Here is a 20,447-nt window from a genome sequence, read left to right as displayed (position 1 = left end):
GACGGGGTGACAACAATGGGTCAACCCCTTACTGCGTGCGGGGTTGACCCATTGTTGTCACCCCTCCAGGTTGAAACAAACATCTACTACAGTGACGACATTCCTAATTATTCGATTGAGTACAACGTCCTGACTAATTCTCCTCCCTTCAAAAAGCAGATCGGCAATCTCCAGAACTATAAAGGGTTTGGTGGTGGGCTAGACTTACCGGGTACTTCTGCTGCTGCTGACCGTTTTGTCCGTGGTGCCTTTTATTTAAAGAGTCTCCCTAAGCCAGCAAACCAACGGGAAGCGATCGCTGGGGTTTTAAGTGTTATGCGCTCTACCGCACAACCGTTTCGAGTACCGGAGGGGGCCCCTTATGCCTCATCAACCCGATGGCGTACAGTCGCTGCTCTCACAGAAAAACTGTATCTGTACGAATCATCCCTTTATCCTACTCTGATATGGCTTGATGCCAAGAAGTTAGACTTCAAAGAAGGCAGTGGTGTCCGTGTCTTCGATCTGACCAAGAATCGACAAGCGATCGGTGATGTATCCAAGGAATTGAAACCTGCCAAAGATCTGTTTGGGAACAACGTATCCGAGTAATGGGAAGTTGATGAAAGTGCGATCGCTTGCTCTTGTAGGGGGCGTTAGCCAAATCGTAACGCACCTTCTCAATTAGCGGTGCGATGTCTACGATGCCGTAAGTTGGAGAGCGATCGCCTTTATGTACAGCCCGATCGCTGTTTTCTTGGAAAAAGGGCCCTCGCTTGTGGGAATTTGGGCCGATCGCGAAATGACAGCTTTAGCGATCGCCTTTTTTACGGGAGTGTGAGCCTCCCAATTGCGGGGACGCGCTCATCGTATCCGCAATTGGGGAAGTCGAGAAGATTTTGCAACAGCCCAAAAGCAATGTGAGAAAGGTTTCTGGCGGTTGAGGGTGGATTTTGGGGTAGAAAATTTGCCTGTAACTCTAAATCGTGAGGTTTAGTGTGATCGCTTTTGATTTACGGAAGAGCGATCGCTTTGGGGATGTGGGAAGTGCGTAGGCGCAGCCCGTCGTAGACATCACGGGAATTTGTGAGATGATATTCTCCAGTCATTCGTTTATCATTTATCTATCTCCCAATCTTCAATTAGTAAGTTATTAACGCGCTGGAATTCTCTAGTGTTATGGGTGATGAGGGTTAAGTTATTTGTTAGTGCGACGCCGCAATTTGTAAATCATAAGCTCCGATTGGCGTTCCTAATGCTTCTAGCCCAGCGCGAATTATTCCAAATGTCATTGCCGCTAGGTCGTCAAAGGTTAGTGATATAAATTGGGCTAAAAATTCTTGCTGTATGGTAAGATTACGTTGTGGGTTTGCACTTTTAATTGCGCCATAAAATAGCTCGGCTTTAACGATTGAACAAACGGCAATATCTTTAGTTGCAGTAGATTCTAGTTTCTGCTTTAAGCTTGTGTTTTTACCACGCATATAGATGATACAAGTGTTAGTATCTAGCAAAAATTTCATAGGGTTGATTCGCGTTCTGATTGTTGTCCTTGGGGATGACGAAAAAATGTTTCGTCTTGGATACATCCATAAAATTGAGGAAGGGGATATTCTGGGGTTTCGGTTTCTGGTTGTAGAGACTCAGTAAGGGTTTTTAGTAATGCACAGCATCTACTAAAATCCACTTCTTCGCTGAGTTCAGTTAGAGGTGATTGACGGAAAAAGTCTGAGAGTTTACTGGGTTGATCTGGGTGGGTGTTATTATTGGGTACGAGCAGGCTTTGGGCGAGCAGTTGGATGATATACAGTTTATCGTTGAGCGAAAGCTGTAAGAGTTGTTGTTCGAGTTCTGGGATAGCCATGATGGGGTTTAAATGGAGGATGATTTTATTTTATTTTATTTAACTTTCTGCATCATCATCCTAGACCTTCCTGACATCGTGCTTTAATTGGCGTCATGAGAGTGGATAAAGAATTTTCATCATAAGCTTGCATCGCATCAAAGCTTGTATTTTTCCGAGCGTCGGGAAAACTGTCAATCCCTCTCCCCAGCCCCTAGCTATACCTAACGCGGCTGCAAGCCGCTGTATTGACTGGAGTGCGATCGCTTAGGGGAATTCGGGAAGTGCGTAAGCGAAGCCCGTCGTAGACAATTATCCTTTTAGACGTTCCTGACCTCCTGCTTTAATTGAAGTTATGAGAGTGGGTAAAGAATTTTCATCATATAGCGAAACTAACTGCTGTAGCGTTCTTCTGCCCAAGGTTCGCCTCGTCGATGGTAGCCATTGCGTTCCCAAAAACCCAAATCTTCCGATTCTAGAAATTCTAAACCATTAATCCATTTGGCACTTTTCCAGGCGTAGATATGGGGAACGACTAACCGCATCGGGCCACCATGTTCTGGGGATAGCGGTTCGCCAAACAAGGTATGGGCAAAAAAGTTTTCTTCGCGCAGGAAATCTTCCATACTGATGTTGGTGGTGTAGCCGCCGTAGCAGTGTTCCATTATATGAGCTGCTTTGGGGTCTACCTCAACGTGCTTCATAAAGTCCGTTACTTTCACGCCAGTCCACTGGACATCAAGTTTTGACCAGCGGGTGACGCAGTGAAAATCGGCGGTGAAGTCGTGTTGGGGCATCGCCATCAAGTCCGACCAAGTGAAGGTGGCTTCTTTTGCTTTGCCCCAGACTCGAAATTGCCAGTTCTCGATGGTGACATCGGGTGTACTGCCGTAAGTCAGTACTGGGAATCCCTTGCTTTCGTATTGACCGGGAGGGATGCGATCGCTTAATTCTGGCCCAGGCTTCTTGAAAAATTTTCCTAGCATAAATCCAGTTGCAATAGAGTTTTTAGTGCTATAGCAACCGCCAAGGCGGTTACGACGTTCTTAATTCCTGAAACCCTTGACGAAGAGTCCCTAGCCCCTAGTCCCTAGCTATAACACAACACGACAGCGGCATCAAGCTGTCGTGTTAGCATCCATATTTACATTATTTGACACTCCCCCAGAGTCTAGCAAAGGGGATTCTGCCGCTGCTTAGGATTCCTCTTCGTCTTCTTCTTCCTTGGTGGGATACACGAACGTAGACCGCCCAGTCAGAATCGATTTGCCCAAGCTGAGGGCTTTCTTTGCCTGTAACGCTGCTTTACGTTTCCAGGTGGCTTTGCGTATATCCCGTTTTGATTTAGATGTTTTCTTCTTAGGAACTGCCATGATCGCTCTGCTATTAATGGACAACCTTCCTATTTTAGGCCATTACAACGGGTTGCAGTCGAATGAATTACAGGCGAGAAACCGGGTTTCTCGAAGAAACCGGGTTTCTATATACCTCACTGAAGTACAGGAGCTAATCTATTTGTAGGCCCTAGCCTGTGCCAATTCTTCTTGTTTACTAGCGACGTATTCCCCCGCCAGTCGTCCCAGTGTTAGTGGTTCCAGAGGTGTTAGCGCCGCCGCCCCCTTGCCCATTAGTACTACCCGTATCAGTGGTGTCATAGACTGTAGTCCCCGCAGGCGTACCTCCAGGTATGATGCTGCCGTTGGGAAGTACTTGTCCTGTTCCGTTAGTTGTACCTCCAGGTATGATGCTGCCGTTGGGAAGTACTTGTCCTGTTCCGTTACCAGGTACGATGTTGCCGTTGGGAACTACTTGTCCTGTTCCATTACCAGGTACGATGTTGCCGTTGGGAACTACTTGTCCTGTTCCATTACCAGGTACGATGTTGCCGTTGGGAACTACTTGTCCTGGAGTGGAGTTGACAAACCCTTCGGCAAGGTTTGGAGTGGGATTATCTATTCTTAAAAGAGATTGGGCGTTCTTAAAATATGTAGCCCAGCGCTGGGTATCGGGACGACTCGCCCAGTTTTGACGATTCACTTCCAAGGATAGAAGGGGCGCGATCGCACCTGCATTTTGCCCCAGTACTGTCACACCAACCGCTCTAAGCGAACCGTTTTGGTTAAAGTTACGCTGAGCTGTTTCTCTTGCTGCTGCTTCTGCTCTGCGGATCAGGGTATCGTAGCTTTCGTTAGGCTGACGGTTGAGGGTGAGGTTGATGCGATCGACATTAGATTGAGGTGCAGTTCGTGCTGTACGAGTGCGTGTAGTTTGTGCATTCGCTTCACTTGACAACCAGAAAGTTCCTCCCATCCCCATTAAGGCTACTAAACTTAGTACGCTCACTGGTGTTCTCCAGCTTTGTGGCGATCGCTTTGTAAATCCAGATTGATTTAACTTAGACATGATTAGCTCCTGCTCCTTGATGACAACCCCGAATCGCGAGTTAGTTGTCTTTTGCTCAGGACTTACCATGATTATTGGCGCTTTTCACCCTAGATGTAGGGGCAATTCATGAATTGCCCCTACATCTAGGGTGGGTGCAAAATCAAATGCGTAAGTCCTATTGCTTTTACACTAGCTCTGAGCTGATGTGGCGCTAATCTGCATGATGGAATACAAGGTACCCAGTCTATAGAGAGATTTGTCAAGTTAATACTCAAGGATATCCCGTACTTAGGGAGAATTGAGCTGTTCAATTCTAAAATCTCAGGACTTACGCTTTTAAGGTGCTTTTACCGTCAGATGTAGAGTAAATTGATGAATTTATTCTACATCTGTAGTGAATGAGGCGATAAAATGCGTAAGTCTTAAATATAAAATCTGCCCATACTTTTTTGCCTAAAAAACCTGGTTTTCCGGCACAAGTACGGGAGAGCCTCCCTGTCTGTTTATACTCCGCACGGGCACAAACTGTTATTTTTGATGCGTAGGGGCGAAGCATTCCGGTAAATATGTTTGGGTTCAACCAACAAATTATTACCGGAATGCTTCGCCCCTACTGCTGGGTTAAAAAAGCTCGTTCTATGACCGTGCTAAGTATAGTTAGGGTGCGGTCATAAGTAGTTGGTTGTCCTCCTTGTCCCCCTTGTCCTCCTTGTCCCTATCACCAACTGTTTTTGATCGCACCCGTTTAGTTATGACCCCGGACGAGTAGCAGGCGGGGAATTAGTGGGGGCTGTAGGCTGGGCTGTGGGGCGTGGAGTAGGACTGCTCCGGCGGTTGGCGGGACTGCGCCCAGGGGTTGTGGCTGGAGCAGGGGTTGAGGGGCTTGTTGGCGATTGACCGGGCGTTCTGGAGCCAGCAGGCGCGATCGAGAAGGGGAAGCTAACGATTTGATTTGAGTCATCCACATTACCCGTCAATTCCCTGGTGTTCCCCTGTACAAGTAACCTCAACCGGAATGGAACTGGCCCTGTTCGCGTTCCACAACGTTGGTAAAGGTTGACTTTGGCTACATAGTTACCGGGAGGAGCGCCAGTTGTCGGCCAGAAAATATTTTCGACCGGATTTGAGATCGTATTCTGACAACCTGCGTTACTATCAACATCAAGTTGACCACCCGACGGTACGCGCTTGTTTTGGAAGAAAACTCTCTGACCGCTGGGATCGGTGATTTCTAAGTCTAGGTCGTCAGTAGTAGACCATCTCAATGTACTTTGAATAACACCTGTACCCAGTGTTGGTTCTGGTCTTTGTCCGGCGGCGGGACTGGGGCTGGCTGCCACTGCGGGGACAGGATCGTCAATTCTCAATAGCTCCTTGGATTTGGGATAATAAGTTGACCAACGCTGGGTGTCGGGTTGGTTTTTCCAGCTCTGGCGGCTAACTTGCAAAGTCAGTATCGGTGCTGACAAACCGATATTTTGGCCTGTGATGATAATGGCAGCTTCTGTGACTAAAATGTCATTGTCGAAGCTGCGCTGAGCGGCGGCTCTGGCAACGGCCTCGGCTCTGCGAACGAGGGTCGCAAAGGATTCATTTGGTTGCCGATCCAGCGTAATATTAACGCGGGAGGTATAAGCTTGAGCTATTGGAGGTGCGATCGCCCCTTCAAAGGCGCAAAAACTTCCGCTTAGTCCGAACAAAGCCACTAAACTCAAAGAAGCAATTCGCATCGTAAAACTCTTACCTTGAAATTTCTGATATCAGATCATTGATAACAATCTATAACTGTCGTTGACGTGAGGTACATCTTTTATGAGCAATCACTGGCTGATGACAATTGGCATTAACCAATATCAGTACTTGCAACCTCTAGGTTATGCCCAAGCAGATGCACAAGCGCTGTGGAATTTTCTGGTGAGCAAAGCTGGCTTTATGCCAGATCGCTGTCTGCTATTGACCGACACCTCGCCGTTCGTTGAGGGTCAGTCAACCTACCCAACCCGCGAAAATATTAAGTTATGGATGGATTGGTTGTGCCGGGAGGCAATACAACCAGGCGACTTGGTGTGGCTATTCTTTAGCGGCTATGGGGTCAAATCGGATGGGCAGGACTACTTGATGCCGATCGATGGGAACTTAGCCGATATGGCAGGCACAGGAGTGGCGATGCGATCGCTCTATGAAAGCCTGAAAACTTCAAAAGCCACCATGCAACTGGTTTTGCTTGATATGAACCGCGAGCGGGAAAACCAAGCAGGTACGCAGGTAGGAAGTCAAACAGTCGAATTAGCTCGCGAACTGGAAATCCCCACAATACTTTCCTGCCAACCCAACCAATTGTCTCACGAAGCCTCAGACCTACAGCACGGTTTATTTACAGCAGCACTCTTGGAAGGTCTACGCACGGAAGAGGCCGATATGAGCCTCGCTACTCTGAAGCGTTATCTGAGCGAGCGCCTACCTGAATTATGCGAACTTCACTGGCGACCCCGACAAGAACCTGTGGTTGTCGTACATCCTCCCGGAAAAAGCCATCAGGTGATTTTGCCGGATCTGGGAATACCAATGACAAGCGGCTATCACGTTGGGGGTGCGGAGCGTAAGACTTTGGCGGAGGTCGCGGTAAGCAGCGCAACGGTCACCCCCACTCTTGTTGCTACCCAGGAACATACCCAAACTGTTGGGAGTGGATCGAGCATTCGGAACCCTTTCGATGGGAATTTGGACGATATCGAACCGCGCTCTAATTGGCAGTCAGAACCGGCTGTTACCCCGACAGAGACAACAAACGGGCATTCAGCAAGTTCGAGAAACATCATTCACACAGAAGAAGATGATGATGATGGGTCTTTTTGGCAACAAATGCTGCTTTGGGGAGGCGGCTTGCTGCTTTTGGTGCTTTTGTTGATGAGTCTTTTTGGGCGTCCTTGGCGTCAGCAGACAGCCGGTCGTCAACCAAGTCCGGCTTTATCTAATAAGTCTGGGTCTGTGGCAGCTAAACCGAAGACTCAGGAACAGATCAATAAGGAACGGTTAGATAAAGCTCAAATCTTGCTTCAAAATAATCAAGTTTCCCAATACAGCGAAGCGATCGCGTTAGCTAGTCAAATTAAATCTGGTCAACCTCTGTACGCCCAAGCACAGGACTCGATCGAGCGCTGGAGCCAAATTATTCTGGATACGGCTCAAGGACGTGCCAATCTGGGAAATTTTAGCGGCGCTCTAGCAGCAGCTAATCTAGTACCCAAAGACCCACAGCCTATTTACGCCCAAGCACAAAAGTCAATTAAGCAGTGGAACGCTGTCGCTAAGAAGCAGCAGGCTAACAAGGCTTTGTTACAAACTGCGAAGGGATTGATTAAGCCGGAACAAGCTTCTTCTTACAACAAAGCGATCGACATCGCTCGCAAAATCCCAGCCGGTCAGCCAGTATATACGGAAGCTCAGAAGTCGATCGCCCAATGGAGTCAAACTATTTTTCAGTTGGCTCAAAAGCGAGCATCTCAAGGAAATTTCAATGTTGCCATTGATACAGCATCTTTAGTGCCAAAAAACACGCCCGCCTATGCAAAATCTCGGCAGGCGATCGCTCAATGGAAGCGCCAGCAACACAAGACATAGGGGCTAGGGGCTAGGGGCTAGGGGCTAGGGGCTAGCGGGAAGAGAGGGGAGGGGGTAAGAGGGGAGGGGGTAAGAGGGGAGGGGGTAAGAGGCGAAATTTTCTTGACAACTGACCACTGACCATTGACAACTGACCACTGACCACTGACCATTGACCACTGACCATTGACAACTGACCACTTGCCCCTAGTGAGTGGGAATCTCAATAGAAAATTCCGTACCTATCCCCGGTTGCGAGACGCATTTGAATGCTCCCCCGTGCTTTTCTACTAAAATTTGATAGCTGATGGCTAGGCCCAGCCCCGTTCCCTTACCAGGTTCTTTTGTAGTGAAAAAGGGATCGAAGATGCGGGCTTGGACATCTGCTGTCATACCCAGCCCATTGTCAGCAATCTTAATTCTCACCCAGGGCCCTTCGCCTGTGTGTTTCGGTAAAAATTGTGTTTGGATGGTAATCTGGCTGGGGTGAGCTTGGATCTGATCTGGTGTGCGTTTGCGATCGCGTTCCTCAAGGGCGTCGATCGCATTAGAAAGCAGGTTCATCAACACCTGATTTAACTGACCGGCGTAACACTCCACTGTTGGCAAATTGCCGTAGTCTTTGATTATTTGGATGCCGGAATGAGCGTTTTTGGATTTGAGCCGATGTTGCAAAATTAACAGGGTACTTTCGATTCCTTCGTGGATATCCACCGCCTTTCTTTCGGCTTGGTCGAGACGGGAGAAATTACGCAACGATAATACTAGCTGGCGGATGCGATCGGCCCCTACTTTCATCGAACTTAGGACTTTTGGCAAGTCATCGCTGATAAATTCTAACTCGATATCTTCGGCTTTTTCTTCTATCTCTGGGTAAGGATCGGGATAGTACTGCTGGTAGAGTTGCAGCAGGTCGAGTAAATCTTGGCTGTATTGACTGGCATGGATAAGGTTGCCAAAAATAAAATTGACTGGATTGTTAATTTCGTGGGCTACACCGGCAACCAGCTGTCCCAAACTGGACATTTTTTCAGTTTGAATTAGTTGGGATTGGGTTTGTTGCAACTCATCCAGGGTTTTCTCCAGTTGTTGAGCTTTAGCTTGTTCTTGCATTGCAGCAGTGCAGCTTTGTTGGTAAAGTTCTGCTTGGTGAATTGCGATCGCAGCTTGAGCTGCTAACTGCTGCAACAGATCCAGTTCGCTCACTTGCCAAACTCTAGGAGTATTACACTCGTGGGCAATTAGCAAACCCCACAGTTGCTCGCCCATCCTAATTGGTACAACTAGATTCGCTTGAACCTGAATTCTCTCCAAAAGCTTTAGATGACAAGGAGTTAAATTTGCTTTCGAGGTATCGTCAATAGCCATCACTCGCCCTTCTTTATAAAAATTGACAACCTTTTCGGAAAAGCATTCTTCTGGCGTTGCCAAGCCTAAAACTGAGAGCCACTCACCCCCGACTGCTTCGACTACTATTTTGCCTTGACTTTCTTTGGTGAACTGATAAATCACTACTCGGTCTGTATTTAGCAGGTGACGGACTTTTGTGACGATGGTTTGCAGAATTGTTTTTGAATCTAAGGTGCTGCGAATTTGGTCTGTGACTTGCTTAAGAACTCTGGCAAAATCCAGCGCTTTTTGTAATTCATCTGTGCGCTTCTGAACTTGACGTTCGAGGTCGGCATTGAGATGAATTACCTGTTGGTACAATCGATACTGCTGCACCCCCATTGCAAAGTGATTGCCCACTACTTCAGCCAGTTCAATTTCTTCAAAAGTCCACGCACGGGCTTGTCCTTTTTTAACCTCTCGCCATGCCTCGAAGGAGCGACGGGGGTATTTTTGTCGCCGATCCGGATCGAAGTTACCCGCCCACAAAGTTTCGGTATCAATTTCATCGCGAAAAATAGTTAAATAACCAAGAAATTGTTGCCGATACTCTAAAGGTATAATTAACAGGCCGCGAATTTGGGTAGCTTGGAAGGCGGGAGCCATTGCAAGGTATTGAGAGTTATTATAAATATCTGCGATCGCTTGTATGCGAGTAGATTTTTTCGTTAGTTCTGGATAACCACTCCCAGCTGATTCCCAGCAGGGGTGCTGTTCAATAAATCTTGCTGATTCTCCTTTTCTACCTTCTTCTAAGAGAGTGGGTTGAGCGCCACAGGTGTAAACCTGGGTATGGTATAGGGTTTCAATTTCGGGATTGACATCTTGTCCGGTAATGTAAATTCTGCCACCGGAACCGTCAAACAAGGGGACGGTTTCCTCCAAAGCATTTTGCAATTCGATAGTTGGTAAACTGTGCAGTAGGGTGGCGATGCGATTAATCCCCGCTTCTCGATCGCGCTGTTGACTGGTCATGCTGAGCAGGGTAGACTGGGCTAGAGCGATCGAAACTCGATCCGCCACCTGTTGGACAACATCCAGTTCTCGTTCGGAAATAGATTTTGCTTCGGAGTGGTGAGATACCAGCAGTCCCCAGAGTTGCGCCTGCTGTTGCTGGGTTGTGACGTTGTAACAGAGAATCGGCACTACTAAACTAGAACGCACCCCCATTGCTGTAAGATATTCAACATGGCAGGGGTCTACGGGTCGATAGCTTATATTCTCTGTTTCCAGAAGAGCGCCTGTCTCAGGGCAGTCTAAGGGACTTACACCAATCTGCTGCGTTGCTAAATCCACGATCGAGCGTTGGCGAGCTTTGATTAATCGCTCGCGGGCTTCTGGCGGAATGTCATCGGCTGGAAAATTCAAACCCAACAAGGACGGCAGGCGATCTTCATAAATCGATTCCGCAATTACTTCTCCACTGCTATCTCTATTAAACCGATAGACCATCACCCGATCGGTTCCTAAGAAAGCTCGGATTTCCCCAACAGTCGATCTCAAAATTTCTTGTAGCTCTAATGATTTATGGATACGGTTAGTCATCCGACGCAGCAATACTTCCTGGTCGATCGCTGCTGCTATTTGTGGTGTCTTCTGTGTAAAAGTCATTGCTTATATCCACAAAATTTATCAAATTATAGAATTTATTCTCATTAAAATATTAATTTTTTTTAAATTATATATCATTTATTTAATCAAACTAATTATTTATTTACATAAATTAACTATTATTCAGTATATAGGCAGTGCTTGCAAGCATTCTAACGCAGCAACGGTTTCTAAGGGAAGCTGGGGATATAGAACTGGGGATCGGCAAAAAGGGCATTGGACATCAGGGATTAAAAATTACAGCCCTTGTCAGGTGAGCCATCCCCACAATGGCTGCGATCATCGATAATCAGCATTAACCCGTTTGAGATCCTAATGTGGGAAATTGGTCACCATGTCGGCTGATGGATTTGAGAAGACTAACTTTGCTTGGCAAATGCACCAGTTGCAGCAGCGGTTCTCGGAGTGGCTGGAACTGAAACTGTCCGAGAATACTCCTGACCTATCAAATGTGTCCTTTCCATCCTGGTTGATCGACTTAATCAAACTATTATGGCCGTTGTTCAAAGCGGCATTTTGGTTAATACTGGGATTGGTTGTGACTTGGTTGCTTTGGCAGCTGTGGCTGCTATTGCGTCCTTACCTCTCCTCCCTTGGCTTTGAACTGGGGAACTCAGCTACCAAGACAACGCCTGTTAACGATCGCACGACAGCAGATTGGTTGGGCCGATCGCGACAATATTACCTACAAGGTAACTACGGTGAGGCGGTGCGGTGCCTTTATATGGCAATGTTACAGCGATCGCACGAAACTGGGATTATCCCCCACGAACCCAGTCGCACAGATGGCGAATACCGGCAGTTAACCCAGATGCTACCTAAGCAAGAGTCGTATCAAGTTTTACTTAATACTCACGAGGAACTGTGTTTTGGCAATGCCGAGATTTCCTCAGAAATATTCGATCGCTGTCAGCAGGCATATCGTAAAATCGACGAAAAATGAAACTCCCACGACGAAATATACTATGGCTGGCGGCGCTTGCTGTAGCGGTAATAATTTTACTCACCCTACTAGCAGCTCCCCAAAATAGTAAGCTTAACAGCGGTTCCACCTACAGCCGCTCTCCCGATGGCTACGGTGCGTGGTACGCCTTCATGGAAAAACGCGGAACTCCCGTCAAGCGTTGGCAAAAACCCTTTGCCGATTTCCCAGGAGTGAGAAGCGGGGGAGCGGAGGAGCGGGGGAGCAGAGGAGCAGGGGAGCAGAGGAGCAGAGGAGCAGGGGAGCAGAGGAGCAGAGGAGCAGGGGAGCAGAGGAGCAGAGGAGCAGAGGAGCAGAGGAGCAGAAGAACTACTAATTCCCAATGCCCGCCCAATGCCCAATGCCCCAGTCCGATGACTTTGCTGCGCGTCAACAGCCAGCTAGATAATGATTCGCTTGACTTGAGGGAGAGAGAATGGGTAGAACGTGGCAATACCTTGGTGATATTGGGAGTGCGTCAACCTGTGACAGAGGTAGGTTTTAGCACTGTGCAGGAATTCAGCGGTGGGGGTGTAAAAATTGAGACAGCGCGGCGGAAGAAATTGAAAGGAGACGAGAGAAAATGGTTGGGCGATCGCTTTGGTACTGTAGTTTGGTCACAAAAGCTGGGCAAAGGACAGGTTATTTACGCCACTACTCCCCATCTTGCCGCCAATGCTTATCAGAATGAGCCGGGGAACTATAAATTTCTAGCACAATTGGTTACCCAAAACAGCAAGTCAATCTTTGTCGATGAATATCTGCACAGCTACAAAGATAAGGATGTCATCGTCAAGGAAGGTACTGGCAACTGGATAACTTATTTAGCTAAGACACCTTTGGCGAGTGTATTTGTGCAAGTAGGTGTTATTCTCCTAGTACTGGTGCTGGGTAGCAATCAGCGTCTGGGACAACCTCTCACCCTAGCATCCCCAGTAGTAGATAACAGCAAAGCTTACATAGAAGCGCTGGCGGGTGTCTTGCAAAAAGCCAACAGTAGCGAGTTTATTTTAGAGGTGCTGGGTAAAGAAGAGCAGATTCAGTTACAAAAAGCTTTGGGACTGGGAACGACACCAGTCGATCGTCAAACCCTGATCGATGCCTGGATAGAACAAACAGGGCAAAAAGCTGCCGAACTAGAACAAGTATTGCAACTGCCATCTAAAAAACATCGGATTGGCGAACAAAACTTGCTAAATTGGCTATCCAAATGGCAAAATATACGACAATTAAACATTAAACATTTAAGATAAAAAATGAACGAAATTAATGGTGTATTAAATCATCTCGGTCAAGCTATCAACCGAATAGTCGTCGGTCAAAACACTTTGGTGCAGCAGTTGTTGGTAGCCTTACTTGCGGGCGGTCACGTCATTTTGGAGGGCGTTCCGGGAACGGGAAAAACGCTACTGGTTAAGGTACTGGCTCAACTCGTGCAAGCAGATTTTAAGCGGATTCAGCTAACGCCAGATATTCTTCCTGCTGATATCATCGGCACCAATATCTTCGATTTGAATACCCGCAACTTTAGCCTCAAAAAAGGGCCAGTATTTACCCAAATCTTGCTGGCTGATGAAATTAACCGGACACCTCCAAAAACCCAGTCTGCATTGCTGGAAGCGATGGAAGAAGGACAGGTAACGCTGGATGGGGAAAGCTTGCAGTTACCGGATTTGTTTTGGACGATCGCTACCCAGAATCCTCTTGAATTTGAAGGTACTTATCCCCTACCAGAAGCTCAGCTAGACAGATTTTTATTCAAGCTGGTTGTCGATTATCCAGATGCTGCGGCGGAAAAGCAAATGTTGATGAATCGTCAGGCTGGTTTTCAATCGCGACGCCTAGATTTAGCACGGATAAAACCTGTCGCGACTGTTGAAGATATTTTGCTGGCACGTCAAAAAGTCAGCAAAGTTAATGTTGATGAGAAAATTATAGATTATCTGTTAGCTTTGGTGCAACGCAGTCGTCAACATCCCGATTTAGCATTGGGGGGATCGCCGCGATCGGCTGTAGTGTGGTTGCAGACAAGTAAAGCTTATGCTTGGCTAAATGGAAAAGATTTTGTGACCCCAGATGATGTTAAAGCTATAGCGCCTCCACTGCTGCGTCATCGCTTCATTTTAAGACCAGAATCTCAGCTAGATGGATTGCAGGTTGATGCGGTAATTGCTTCGTTATTGAATCAAGTTCCCGTGCCAAGATGAGTTTAAGCTGCTACGCATCTAAAATGACCGTTCTACTCATTTAGGGAAAAATCGCACTAGATACTATAGCTTATTTATTGTTGGTGCTAAGAATAGCGATCGCGACCAACCCAATCATCAGGAGAAATCAGGGTGACCACACCAAATGCAAATTACGATACTACCTGGAAAGAAGCCATAGAAGAATATCTCGATCCATTCTTATCCTTCTTTTTTCCCCAAGTCCATGACTTAGTAGACTGGACGAGAGAACACCAATCTCTCGATAAAGAACTACAACAAATTACCCCCACAGCCAGCGCCGGAGAGCGAGAAGCAGATAAACTTTTCCAAGTATGGCGGCGCAACGGAGAAGAGGCTTACATCTTAATTCATATCGAAGTCCAAAGTCAAGAAGACGCCGAATTTACCGAGCGGATGTACATTTACCATTACCGCTCTTTTGACATCCACAAAAAAGTAATTAGCCTAGCGATATTGGGGGACGAGCGCCGCAACTGGCGTCCTCACGCCTACAGTTACGAACTCGGTGGCTGTTCCGTCAACTTTGAATTTCCCACCGCCAAACTCTTAGACTACGAAAGCCAGTGGGAAACCCTCGCTCTCAGCCTCAACCCCTTTGCTATATTAGTGATGGCTCATCTGAAGACCAAAGCTACTATTGGCAAAGGCGCAGAACGGGAGGAATGGAAATGGAATCTCGTGCGAAACCTCTACGAACGGGGTTATACTGAAACCGACATCATCAAGTTATTTCGTTTGCTCGACTGGATGATGACCCTACCCGAAGCACTCCAACAAAGTTTTGACACCAAACTCAAACGCTATCAGGAGGAACGAAAAATGCCCATCCTCAGCAATATTGAACGTCGCGCAATGGAAGAAGGACGACAAGAAGGACGACAAGAAGGACGACAAGAAGGACGACAAGAAGGACTCCTACAAAAGTCTCGCGAGGCCGTGCTGGAAGTCTTGGAAGTGCGGTTTAACCAAGTGCCACCGTCACTGAGTGCAATGGTTAATCAAATAGAAGATATCTCTACGCTCAAACAACTTCTGCAACGCGCCATTTCTATCAGTTCTATTGCCGAATTTCAGCAATTTGTCGAATCAACTGACACCCCCAATTAACTAATCTACCAACCTGTAGGGACAGTACCGTGTCCCTACAGGTTGACCGCCAAACCAAAGTCAATCAATTTTGAATTTGGGATTTTGGATTAACCTACAATAACAGTAGAGTGCGTGACAGCAGAACAATTTTAAATCTAAAATCCAAAATCTAAAATCCAAAATCGATATGGTTCCTTCAGGACGAGTTTATTTATTGTTGGTTTTGGGAATAGCGATCGCACTATTCCTATCATCAGTTTTCAGCGTGTCGGTTGGAATCCTTGGTACGCTGCTATTTGACGGCCTTGTACTGCTATTGACTCTAGCAGATGGACTATTGGTTCGCAGAAGGCGCATCCAAATTAGTCGTCAACCTTTGGGGCGATTGTCCATCGGAAGAGATAACCCAGTGGTACTAACGGTAGAATCGGGTCAGCGCCCAGCCAAACTGCTAATCCGCGACTATTACCCAAGCGAGTTTGGCGTTTCCACACCATTATTGCAAACCGCCTTACCCAGCAGCAGCCGTCAGGAACTCACCTATACAGTTCATCCGACGCAGCGAGGCGAATATGCTTGGGGAGATATTCAAGTTCGCCAACTCGGTGGGTGGGGATTAGCTTGGGATGACAGGAAAATTCCTCAAAGTACCAAGGTGGCGGTTTATCCAGATTTGATTGGATTGCGACAATTAACCATTCGCCTGACTCTGCAAAATACTGGCACCATGCGCCAAGCTAAACGGATGGGAATTGGCACCGAATTTGCGGAATTGCGAGAATATCGGATGGGTGATGACCCCCGCTTTGTGGATTGGAAGGCTACAGCGCGTAGGATGGGGGCGACACCAGCAGCATCGCTTCAGATTCGGGTACTGGAGCCCGAACAAGAGCAAACATTGATTATTTTGCTCGATCGCGGTCGTTTGATGACGGCGCGGGTGCAGGGGTTGAAGCGGTTTGATTGGGGGTTGAATGCGACGCTGGCGCTGGCGCTGACTGGTTTGAATCGAGGCGATAAGGTGGGTGTAGCTGTGTTCGATCGCGAAGTTACCACCTGGATACCGCCGGAACGCGGACAGCATCAGCTATCTAAATTGATCGATCGACTCACCCCCATTCAACCTGTGTTGCTAGAACCGGATTACGTTGGGGCTGTGACAAAATTGGTGAATCAGCAAACCCGTCGCGCCTTAGTAGTGCTGATTACAGATATTGTGGATATCACCGCTTCAGCCGAACTCCTCGCCGCACTGGGACGCCTGACACCGCGCTATCTGCCGTTTTGCGTCACCTTGCGCGACCCCCAGGTTGACAAACTGGCTCATACTCCCCTCTCTACCCTTGATGGAGGTGCGATCGAAGCTGCCTACACCCGTACTGTCGCTTTAGATTTATTATCTCAGCGCCAGGTTGCCTTTGCCCAGCTCAAACAAAAAGGAGTTTTGGTACTGGATGCACCTGCAAATCAAATTAGCGACCAATTGGTAAACCGATATCTGCAATTAAAAGCCCGAAATCAGCTTTAACTTACTATGCTGCAACCTCTTAGTATAGGTAACGTTATCAACGTTAGTATTAAACTATATCGTTCACACTTCAAACTGTATTCAACGCTTTCTATAATAGCCCATTTGTGGTTGTTAGTCCCTATTTATGGGTGGGCTAAATTCTCGGCAATTTGTGCAATAATTTCACGATTGACATTTAGCGAGTTGAGCGTTCAGCCAGAAAGTACCAACTTTGTTCGCAGTCAGGTAAATCGCCGGATCTGGCAGTTTTTGACAGCAAGTATATTAGTTGGGTTAATGCTTTTGGCAACGATAATTTTATCGATAATCTTATTTTTTGTAGCCGCCGTGCTATTGACTGGAGTTTAGACTATCGCAACGGCGGTGCGATAGTCTAAACTCCAGTGTAGGAGCAACTGTCGCCATAATTATTGGTGGTTTCATTCGCGATACCGCAACGCAGTTGCGGTGAGCAGTTACTGTCTGGGTTGTAATTATAGCAACCGCCAAGGCGGTTAGGACATTCTCAATTCCCGAAACCCTTGATTCTAACCCACATTCCGCAGATCTGACTCATCTTACTAATATTTTTGAAAAATCCAAGCCAGAAAAACTTTTCTAGCCTAAGTTTTTCGCCTTTGGCTTCTACTATTCGGTCAATAAGTAGATAATATCTAAAGTTAACACCACTTTTTTTAAAGTTAGACGCACTCTCTCAATTAATTAGACAATTTATTCAAACAAATCGATATAATCCTAGCCAATCCAACAATTCGATTGACCTAGAATTCCTTTTATTAATAAAAGTATCATCTAAATAAGTCGAATCCTCATCATTAAATAATTAGATAATACTCACCACAACATTTCCCTAAATAATAGAGAATTTTCTGATGCTCCTCAGTTAAATTACTCACCTGCTTCTCTCCATTGACTATTACCAAATGTACCGCCTGAAACACCTGAAATACCCAGCGCATTGTCGGTCTATTTGTTAATTTATTTACCTGATTTTTAATCCCACTTCCAGATGATTCTAATTCTGGCCTTAGCTTTCTTTGTGCTAAAGTATAGACCAATAAACAAAGTCCCATTATCATCGCAATTGCTTCCACTCTTTCTGGACTTTTCACAAATACACTTGCCGTGAAAAACAAAGGATCTTTTAAAAATCTAAATCCTCTTTCATTGGATTGTTGGGCTTTATATTCTGATCGCACCTCATCATTAGTCAATTCATTGTTATCTACAACATTCGTAGCCAAAATAAATCTACCTGCTTTAGTTTTTTCAGCTTCAATTACTGATAATCTGATTTCTAATCTACCTTTTACTTGATACTTGATTTTATTCTGTTTGGTTAATTTACTCGGTCTTCCTGATTGCTCGTAACTAGCTTTTTCTGCGTATTCAATATCTTTTATTTCGTGATACTTTAAAGAATTTGATAATCTTTCTACCGCTATTTTTGCATCGGGCTGACAAGCAAACTTTTGCCTGTAAAGCTGACGTAGCGCGGCTGATGCTTTTTCTTTCTGTTTTTCTACTTGGCGGGAGACTTGTTGAATGCTTGCTTTTTTTCTGGCTTCACTTTCGATGATTAACCATCTTTGTTTTATCCCTCCATAATTACTCTCTTTCTCGGCTATTTTATATCCAGGTATTTGACTGTCTGTCCATTGCTCAGGTTCCAGCTCTAAACTTTTATTTTGAGCCTCTTTTATACTTAATGGGACTCTAGTTATCCATTTTAATTCTCTCATGGCTATGAGATTTTCTGCTGTATATAAGGCCCTGTCTGCTACGTTGACTCCCTCAAATGTCCATTGTTTTTTGAAGTCTTTTAATCTTTCGACAAATACACTTTTGTCATCCACATTTCCTGAATCTATTTTCAAATATAATGGGACGTCTCCATCCCCTGTACAAATCATATCGATGATAAATTGTTTGAGGTCTGGTCGATGATCTCTTGAGTACCCATGCCGGATTTCTATTGGTTTCATTTCTGATGATGACTCGTTTAATTCTCCGGATTGATTAGCTGGGTTTACTTCTTTTTCTCCTCCGGTATTTTCGTCTTCTCCATGTACATACATTGAACTCCCATCTAAATGAATACTATTCATTTTTACTTGAAATTTCTGGGCGGCTTTCAGGGCGATTGCTGTAAATAATTTTGTGGTTCCGGCTTGATAATATTTATCTAGTGTTCTGGCTAGTCGGTCATCGTTTAAGTGTGATGGTAAAACTCCGGCTCTTTCGGAGTTGCTATGCTTTTGTTCACCTAAGAACATTTTTATTTCTTTTCTCCTCTCCCACTCTCCCCCTCTCCCACTCCCCCACTCTCCCACTCTCCCACTCTCCCACTCTCCCCCTCTACTCAAATAGCATAGTAAGTACGGAAGAGCCTTAACTTCTTCTAAACGCTTTGGTTGAGGGGAATACACTTATTGCCGCAATGCTTCACCCCTACACTTCACATTATAAAGGGGGTAAATAACCCGGATTGGGTATGACACCACAATAGAATTTCGGGATCTAGCGTGCTTTTAGAAGGGGTGTCAGGTTCTCCCACCGCTCGGATTACTAAATCAGTTGCGCGTCGCCTGAGTTGATTTGCATAAATCGGATTAAGATTTTCATCCATTGTACTATGATTTTCAAAGAGGTAGGAAAGGGCTAGTGCAGGATGGCGGAAATAACTCACCACTAAAAATTGCCAATAATTGCTCTGGAAATCTTGATTTTTACCACTGACAACTGACAACTGACTACTTGCACTAGGTTTGCAACTCCCTAGCGGAGAAAAATAGTAGCTTGCATTCCCCGGTACTCTACAGTTTCTTTTTGCGATTGCAATACAACACCAAGAGTGTAAAAATCAAGATTCCAGCTAGGTATTTGAAAGGTTCTGGAACTAGAGGACTGGGCGAATAAAAACCCTCAATTGTACCGGCAATAATCAGCATTGGCACAATACCAAATACTAACTGAGATGCTTGTGAACCATAGAATTTCAGAGCATCACTGCGCTTATATTTACCGGGAAACAAAATAGCTCTAGCGATTAGCAAACCTGCCGCACCCGCAAAAAATATAGCAGGCAATTCGAGCGCACCGTGGGGAAATACAAATGCCCAAAATGGATAGGCTAAATTGTTTTGTCCAACCAAGGTAGCGACTGCACCAATATTTATACCGTTGAAGAACAAAATATAGACCGTGAATGCTCCAGCTGTAATCCCACCTGCGATCGCAGCAAAAGACACTTTAATATTATTGATCGTAATGCCGCTGGAAGCTAAGGGTTCAATTCCCACAATTGACCCCATCCATAATTCATGTTTATCTCGAACTTTTTCAATCAGGGATTCTGGTACGATCAGGGACATAAACACGGGATCTTGCCAGGTAAACCACCAAGCGATCGCAGCTCCCAGTAGGAAAAGAGCGGTTGCAGCGGCTATGTAACCCGATGTCTGCTGCACTGTGGCGGGGAAACCCCATTTATAAAAATCAATTACCGCCTGCCATTCCTGGCGTCGCGAACCCTGGTAAATTTGATTGTAGGCGCGAGATGTGAGAATTTGCAGGTCTTGCACCAGGGTGTGGCCGACGTGATGGGTGCGCGATCGGGCCAGATCCGCCGACACAGAGCGATATAAACTGGCTAATTCCTTGATCTCCGTCGCCTGTAACGACTTCAGTCCTTTTTTTTCAACTTGTTTTAATAAGGCATCGAGACGCTTCCAGTTCGGTTCCCGCCGTGCAATCCAACGTTGAATATTCATAAAATTTCCCTAGACTATGCCCACCGTAACTTAAGATAGCCTCAAACCCATTGCC

The 20,447-nt window shown here is 46.1% G+C and carries 17 protein-coding genes and 1 pseudogene; 7 read left to right on the top strand and 11 right to left on the bottom strand.

From position 1 onward, the window contains the following. On the top strand, positions 1–591 hold a 591-nt coding region (locus tag LAY57_RS12950; RefSeq protein WP_249067150.1), incomplete at its 5' end, for a linear amide C-N hydrolase. 593 nt (positions 592–1,184) lie between these two features. On the opposite strand, the gene LAY57_RS12945 is transcribed toward LAY57_RS12950, so the two are convergent. The 6 genes from LAY57_RS12945 to LAY57_RS12920 all read right to left on the bottom strand — a co-directional run bounded on the left by LAY57_RS12945 (position 1,185) and on the right by LAY57_RS12920 (position 5,937). Then, positions 1,185–1,502 (bottom strand): PIN domain-containing protein, encoded by a 318-nt coding sequence (locus LAY57_RS12945; RefSeq protein ID WP_249067148.1) that lies wholly within the window; start codon positions 1,500–1,502, stop codon positions 1,185–1,187. Further along, the gene (locus LAY57_RS12940; RefSeq protein WP_249067146.1) at positions 1,499–1,843 is read right to left on the bottom strand and encodes a hypothetical protein; all 345 of its coding nucleotides are present in this window, start codon (positions 1,841–1,843) and stop codon (positions 1,499–1,501) included. The genes LAY57_RS12945 and LAY57_RS12940 overlap by 4 nt, the downstream gene beginning before the upstream one ends. A 371-nt stretch (positions 1,844–2,214) precedes the next feature. Beyond that, the gene (locus tag LAY57_RS12935) at positions 2,215–2,808 is read right to left on the bottom strand and encodes a sulfite oxidase-like oxidoreductase (RefSeq protein WP_249067144.1); all 594 of its coding nucleotides are present in this window, start codon (positions 2,806–2,808) and stop codon (positions 2,215–2,217) included. 210 nt (positions 2,809–3,018) lie between these two features. Beyond that, the gene (locus LAY57_RS12930; protein WP_249067143.1) at positions 3,019–3,195 is read right to left on the bottom strand and encodes a 50S ribosomal protein L32; all 177 of its coding nucleotides are present in this window, start codon (positions 3,193–3,195) and stop codon (positions 3,019–3,021) included. Positions 3,196–3,373: 178 nt separating this feature from the next. Beyond that, entirely contained in the window at positions 3,374–4,225 is an 852-nt protein-coding gene (locus LAY57_RS12925) for a hypothetical protein (protein ID WP_249067141.1), read from the bottom strand. A 731-nt stretch (positions 4,226–4,956) separates the two neighbouring features. After that, the gene (locus LAY57_RS12920; protein ID WP_249067139.1) at positions 4,957–5,937 is read right to left on the bottom strand and encodes a DUF2135 domain-containing protein; all 981 of its coding nucleotides are present in this window, start codon (positions 5,935–5,937) and stop codon (positions 4,957–4,959) included. Positions 5,938–6,019: 82 nt separating this feature from the next. Here LAY57_RS12920 and LAY57_RS12915 point away from each other — a divergent pair, with 82 nt between their 5' ends. Beyond that, positions 6,020–7,828 carry a caspase family protein gene (locus LAY57_RS12915; protein ID WP_249067137.1) on the top strand — a complete coding sequence of 603 codons (1,809 nt, stop codon included), beginning with the start codon at positions 6,020–6,022 and terminating at the stop codon, positions 7,826–7,828. Between the two features lie 17 nt (positions 7,829–7,845). Here LAY57_RS12915 and LAY57_RS12910 read toward each other — a convergent pair whose 3' ends face one another. Together LAY57_RS12910 and LAY57_RS12905 are read right to left on the bottom strand one after the other, a co-directional pair. Next, on the bottom strand, positions 7,846–8,034 hold the full coding sequence (locus LAY57_RS12910; RefSeq protein WP_249067135.1) for a hypothetical protein: 189 nt from the start codon (positions 8,032–8,034) through the stop codon (positions 7,846–7,848). Beyond that, the gene (locus tag LAY57_RS12905) at positions 8,015–10,807 is read right to left on the bottom strand and encodes a GAF domain-containing sensor histidine kinase (protein ID WP_249067133.1); all 2,793 of its coding nucleotides are present in this window, start codon (positions 10,805–10,807) and stop codon (positions 8,015–8,017) included. The genes LAY57_RS12910 and LAY57_RS12905 overlap by 20 nt, the downstream gene beginning before the upstream one ends. A gap of 334 nt (positions 10,808–11,141) precedes the next feature. Here LAY57_RS12905 and LAY57_RS12900 point away from each other — a divergent pair, with 334 nt between their 5' ends. The 5 genes from LAY57_RS12900 (at position 11,142) to LAY57_RS12880 (ending at position 16,616) form a co-directional block, all read left to right on the top strand. Beyond that, positions 11,142–11,750, top strand: a complete 609-nt coding sequence (locus LAY57_RS12900; RefSeq protein WP_249067130.1) for a DUF4129 domain-containing protein — start codon at positions 11,142–11,144, stop codon at positions 11,748–11,750. Then, entirely contained in the window at positions 11,747–13,021 is a 1,275-nt protein-coding gene (locus LAY57_RS12895) for a DUF4350 domain-containing protein (protein WP_249067128.1), read from the top strand. The genes LAY57_RS12900 and LAY57_RS12895 overlap by 4 nt, the downstream gene beginning before the upstream one ends. 3 nt (positions 13,022–13,024) lie before the next feature. Next, a complete protein-coding gene (locus LAY57_RS12890; RefSeq protein ID WP_249067127.1) occupies positions 13,025–13,975 on the top strand; it encodes an AAA family ATPase in 951 nt (316 codons plus the stop codon). A gap of 132 nt (positions 13,976–14,107) precedes the next feature. Beyond that, positions 14,108–15,106, top strand: coding sequence for an RpnC/YadD family protein (locus tag LAY57_RS12885; RefSeq protein WP_249067125.1), 999 nt, complete (start codon positions 14,108–14,110; stop codon positions 15,104–15,106). A gap of 169 nt (positions 15,107–15,275) precedes the next feature. Then, a complete protein-coding gene (locus LAY57_RS12880; RefSeq protein WP_249067123.1) occupies positions 15,276–16,616 on the top strand; it encodes a DUF58 domain-containing protein in 1,341 nt (446 codons plus the stop codon). Between the two features lie 818 nt (positions 16,617–17,434). Here LAY57_RS12880 and LAY57_RS12875 read toward each other — a convergent pair. The 3 genes and pseudogenes from LAY57_RS12875 to LAY57_RS12865 form a co-directional block, all read right to left on the bottom strand. Further along, positions 17,435–18,853: pseudogene (locus tag LAY57_RS12875) on the bottom strand (IS1634 family transposase); the annotation flags it as partial. 224 nt (positions 18,854–19,077) lie between these two features. Further along, complete coding sequence (locus tag LAY57_RS12870) at positions 19,078–19,368, bottom strand: hypothetical protein (protein ID WP_249067118.1); 291 nt, start codon at positions 19,366–19,368, stop codon at positions 19,078–19,080. Positions 19,369–19,435: 67 nt separating this feature from the next. Beyond that, positions 19,436–20,392 (bottom strand): stage II sporulation protein M, encoded by a 957-nt coding sequence (locus LAY57_RS12865; protein ID WP_249067116.1) that lies wholly within the window; start codon positions 20,390–20,392, stop codon positions 19,436–19,438. Positions 20,393–20,447 lie beyond the last annotated feature (55 nt).

The sequence above is a fragment of the Argonema antarcticum A004/B2 genome, assembly GCF_023333585.1.
GTDB classification, from domain to species: Bacteria; Cyanobacteriota; Cyanobacteriia; order Cyanobacteriales; family Aerosakkonemataceae; genus Argonema; species Argonema antarcticum.
This window is presented reverse-complemented; position numbering and strand designations above follow the sequence as displayed.

Excerpts from the sequence above, each read along its gene's own strand:
- LAY57_RS12900 (WP_249067130.1), top strand. The coding sequence starts at position 11,142 with ATGTCGGCTGATGGATTTGAGAAGACTAACTTTGCTTGGCAAATGCAC.
- LAY57_RS12945 (WP_249067148.1), bottom strand. The coding sequence starts at position 1,502 with ATGAAATTTTTGCTAGATACTAACACTTGTATCATCTATATGCGTGGT.
- LAY57_RS12905 (WP_249067133.1), bottom strand. The coding sequence starts at position 10,807 with ATGACTTTTACACAGAAGACACCACAAATAGCAGCAGCGATCGACCAG.
- LAY57_RS12895 (WP_249067128.1), top strand. The coding sequence starts at position 11,747 with ATGAAACTCCCACGACGAAATATACTATGGCTGGCGGCGCTTGCTGTA.
- LAY57_RS12925 (WP_249067141.1), bottom strand. The coding sequence starts at position 4,225 with ATGTCTAAGTTAAATCAATCTGGATTTACAAAGCGATCGCCACAAAGC.
- LAY57_RS12890 (WP_249067127.1), top strand. The coding sequence starts at position 13,025 with ATGAACGAAATTAATGGTGTATTAAATCATCTCGGTCAAGCTATCAAC.
- LAY57_RS12865 (WP_249067116.1), bottom strand. The coding sequence starts at position 20,392 with ATGAATATTCAACGTTGGATTGCACGGCGGGAACCGAACTGGAAGCGT.
- LAY57_RS12915 (WP_249067137.1), top strand. The coding sequence starts at position 6,020 with ATGAGCAATCACTGGCTGATGACAATTGGCATTAACCAATATCAGTAC.
- LAY57_RS12930 (WP_249067143.1), bottom strand. The coding sequence starts at position 3,195 with ATGGCAGTTCCTAAGAAGAAAACATCTAAATCAAAACGGGATATACGC.
- LAY57_RS12940 (WP_249067146.1), bottom strand. The coding sequence starts at position 1,843 with ATGGCTATCCCAGAACTCGAACAACAACTCTTACAGCTTTCGCTCAAC.
- LAY57_RS12920 (WP_249067139.1), bottom strand. The coding sequence starts at position 5,937 with ATGCGAATTGCTTCTTTGAGTTTAGTGGCTTTGTTCGGACTAAGCGGA.
- LAY57_RS12880 (WP_249067123.1), top strand. The coding sequence starts at position 15,276 with ATGGTTCCTTCAGGACGAGTTTATTTATTGTTGGTTTTGGGAATAGCG.
- LAY57_RS12935 (WP_249067144.1), bottom strand. The coding sequence starts at position 2,808 with ATGCTAGGAAAATTTTTCAAGAAGCCTGGGCCAGAATTAAGCGATCGC.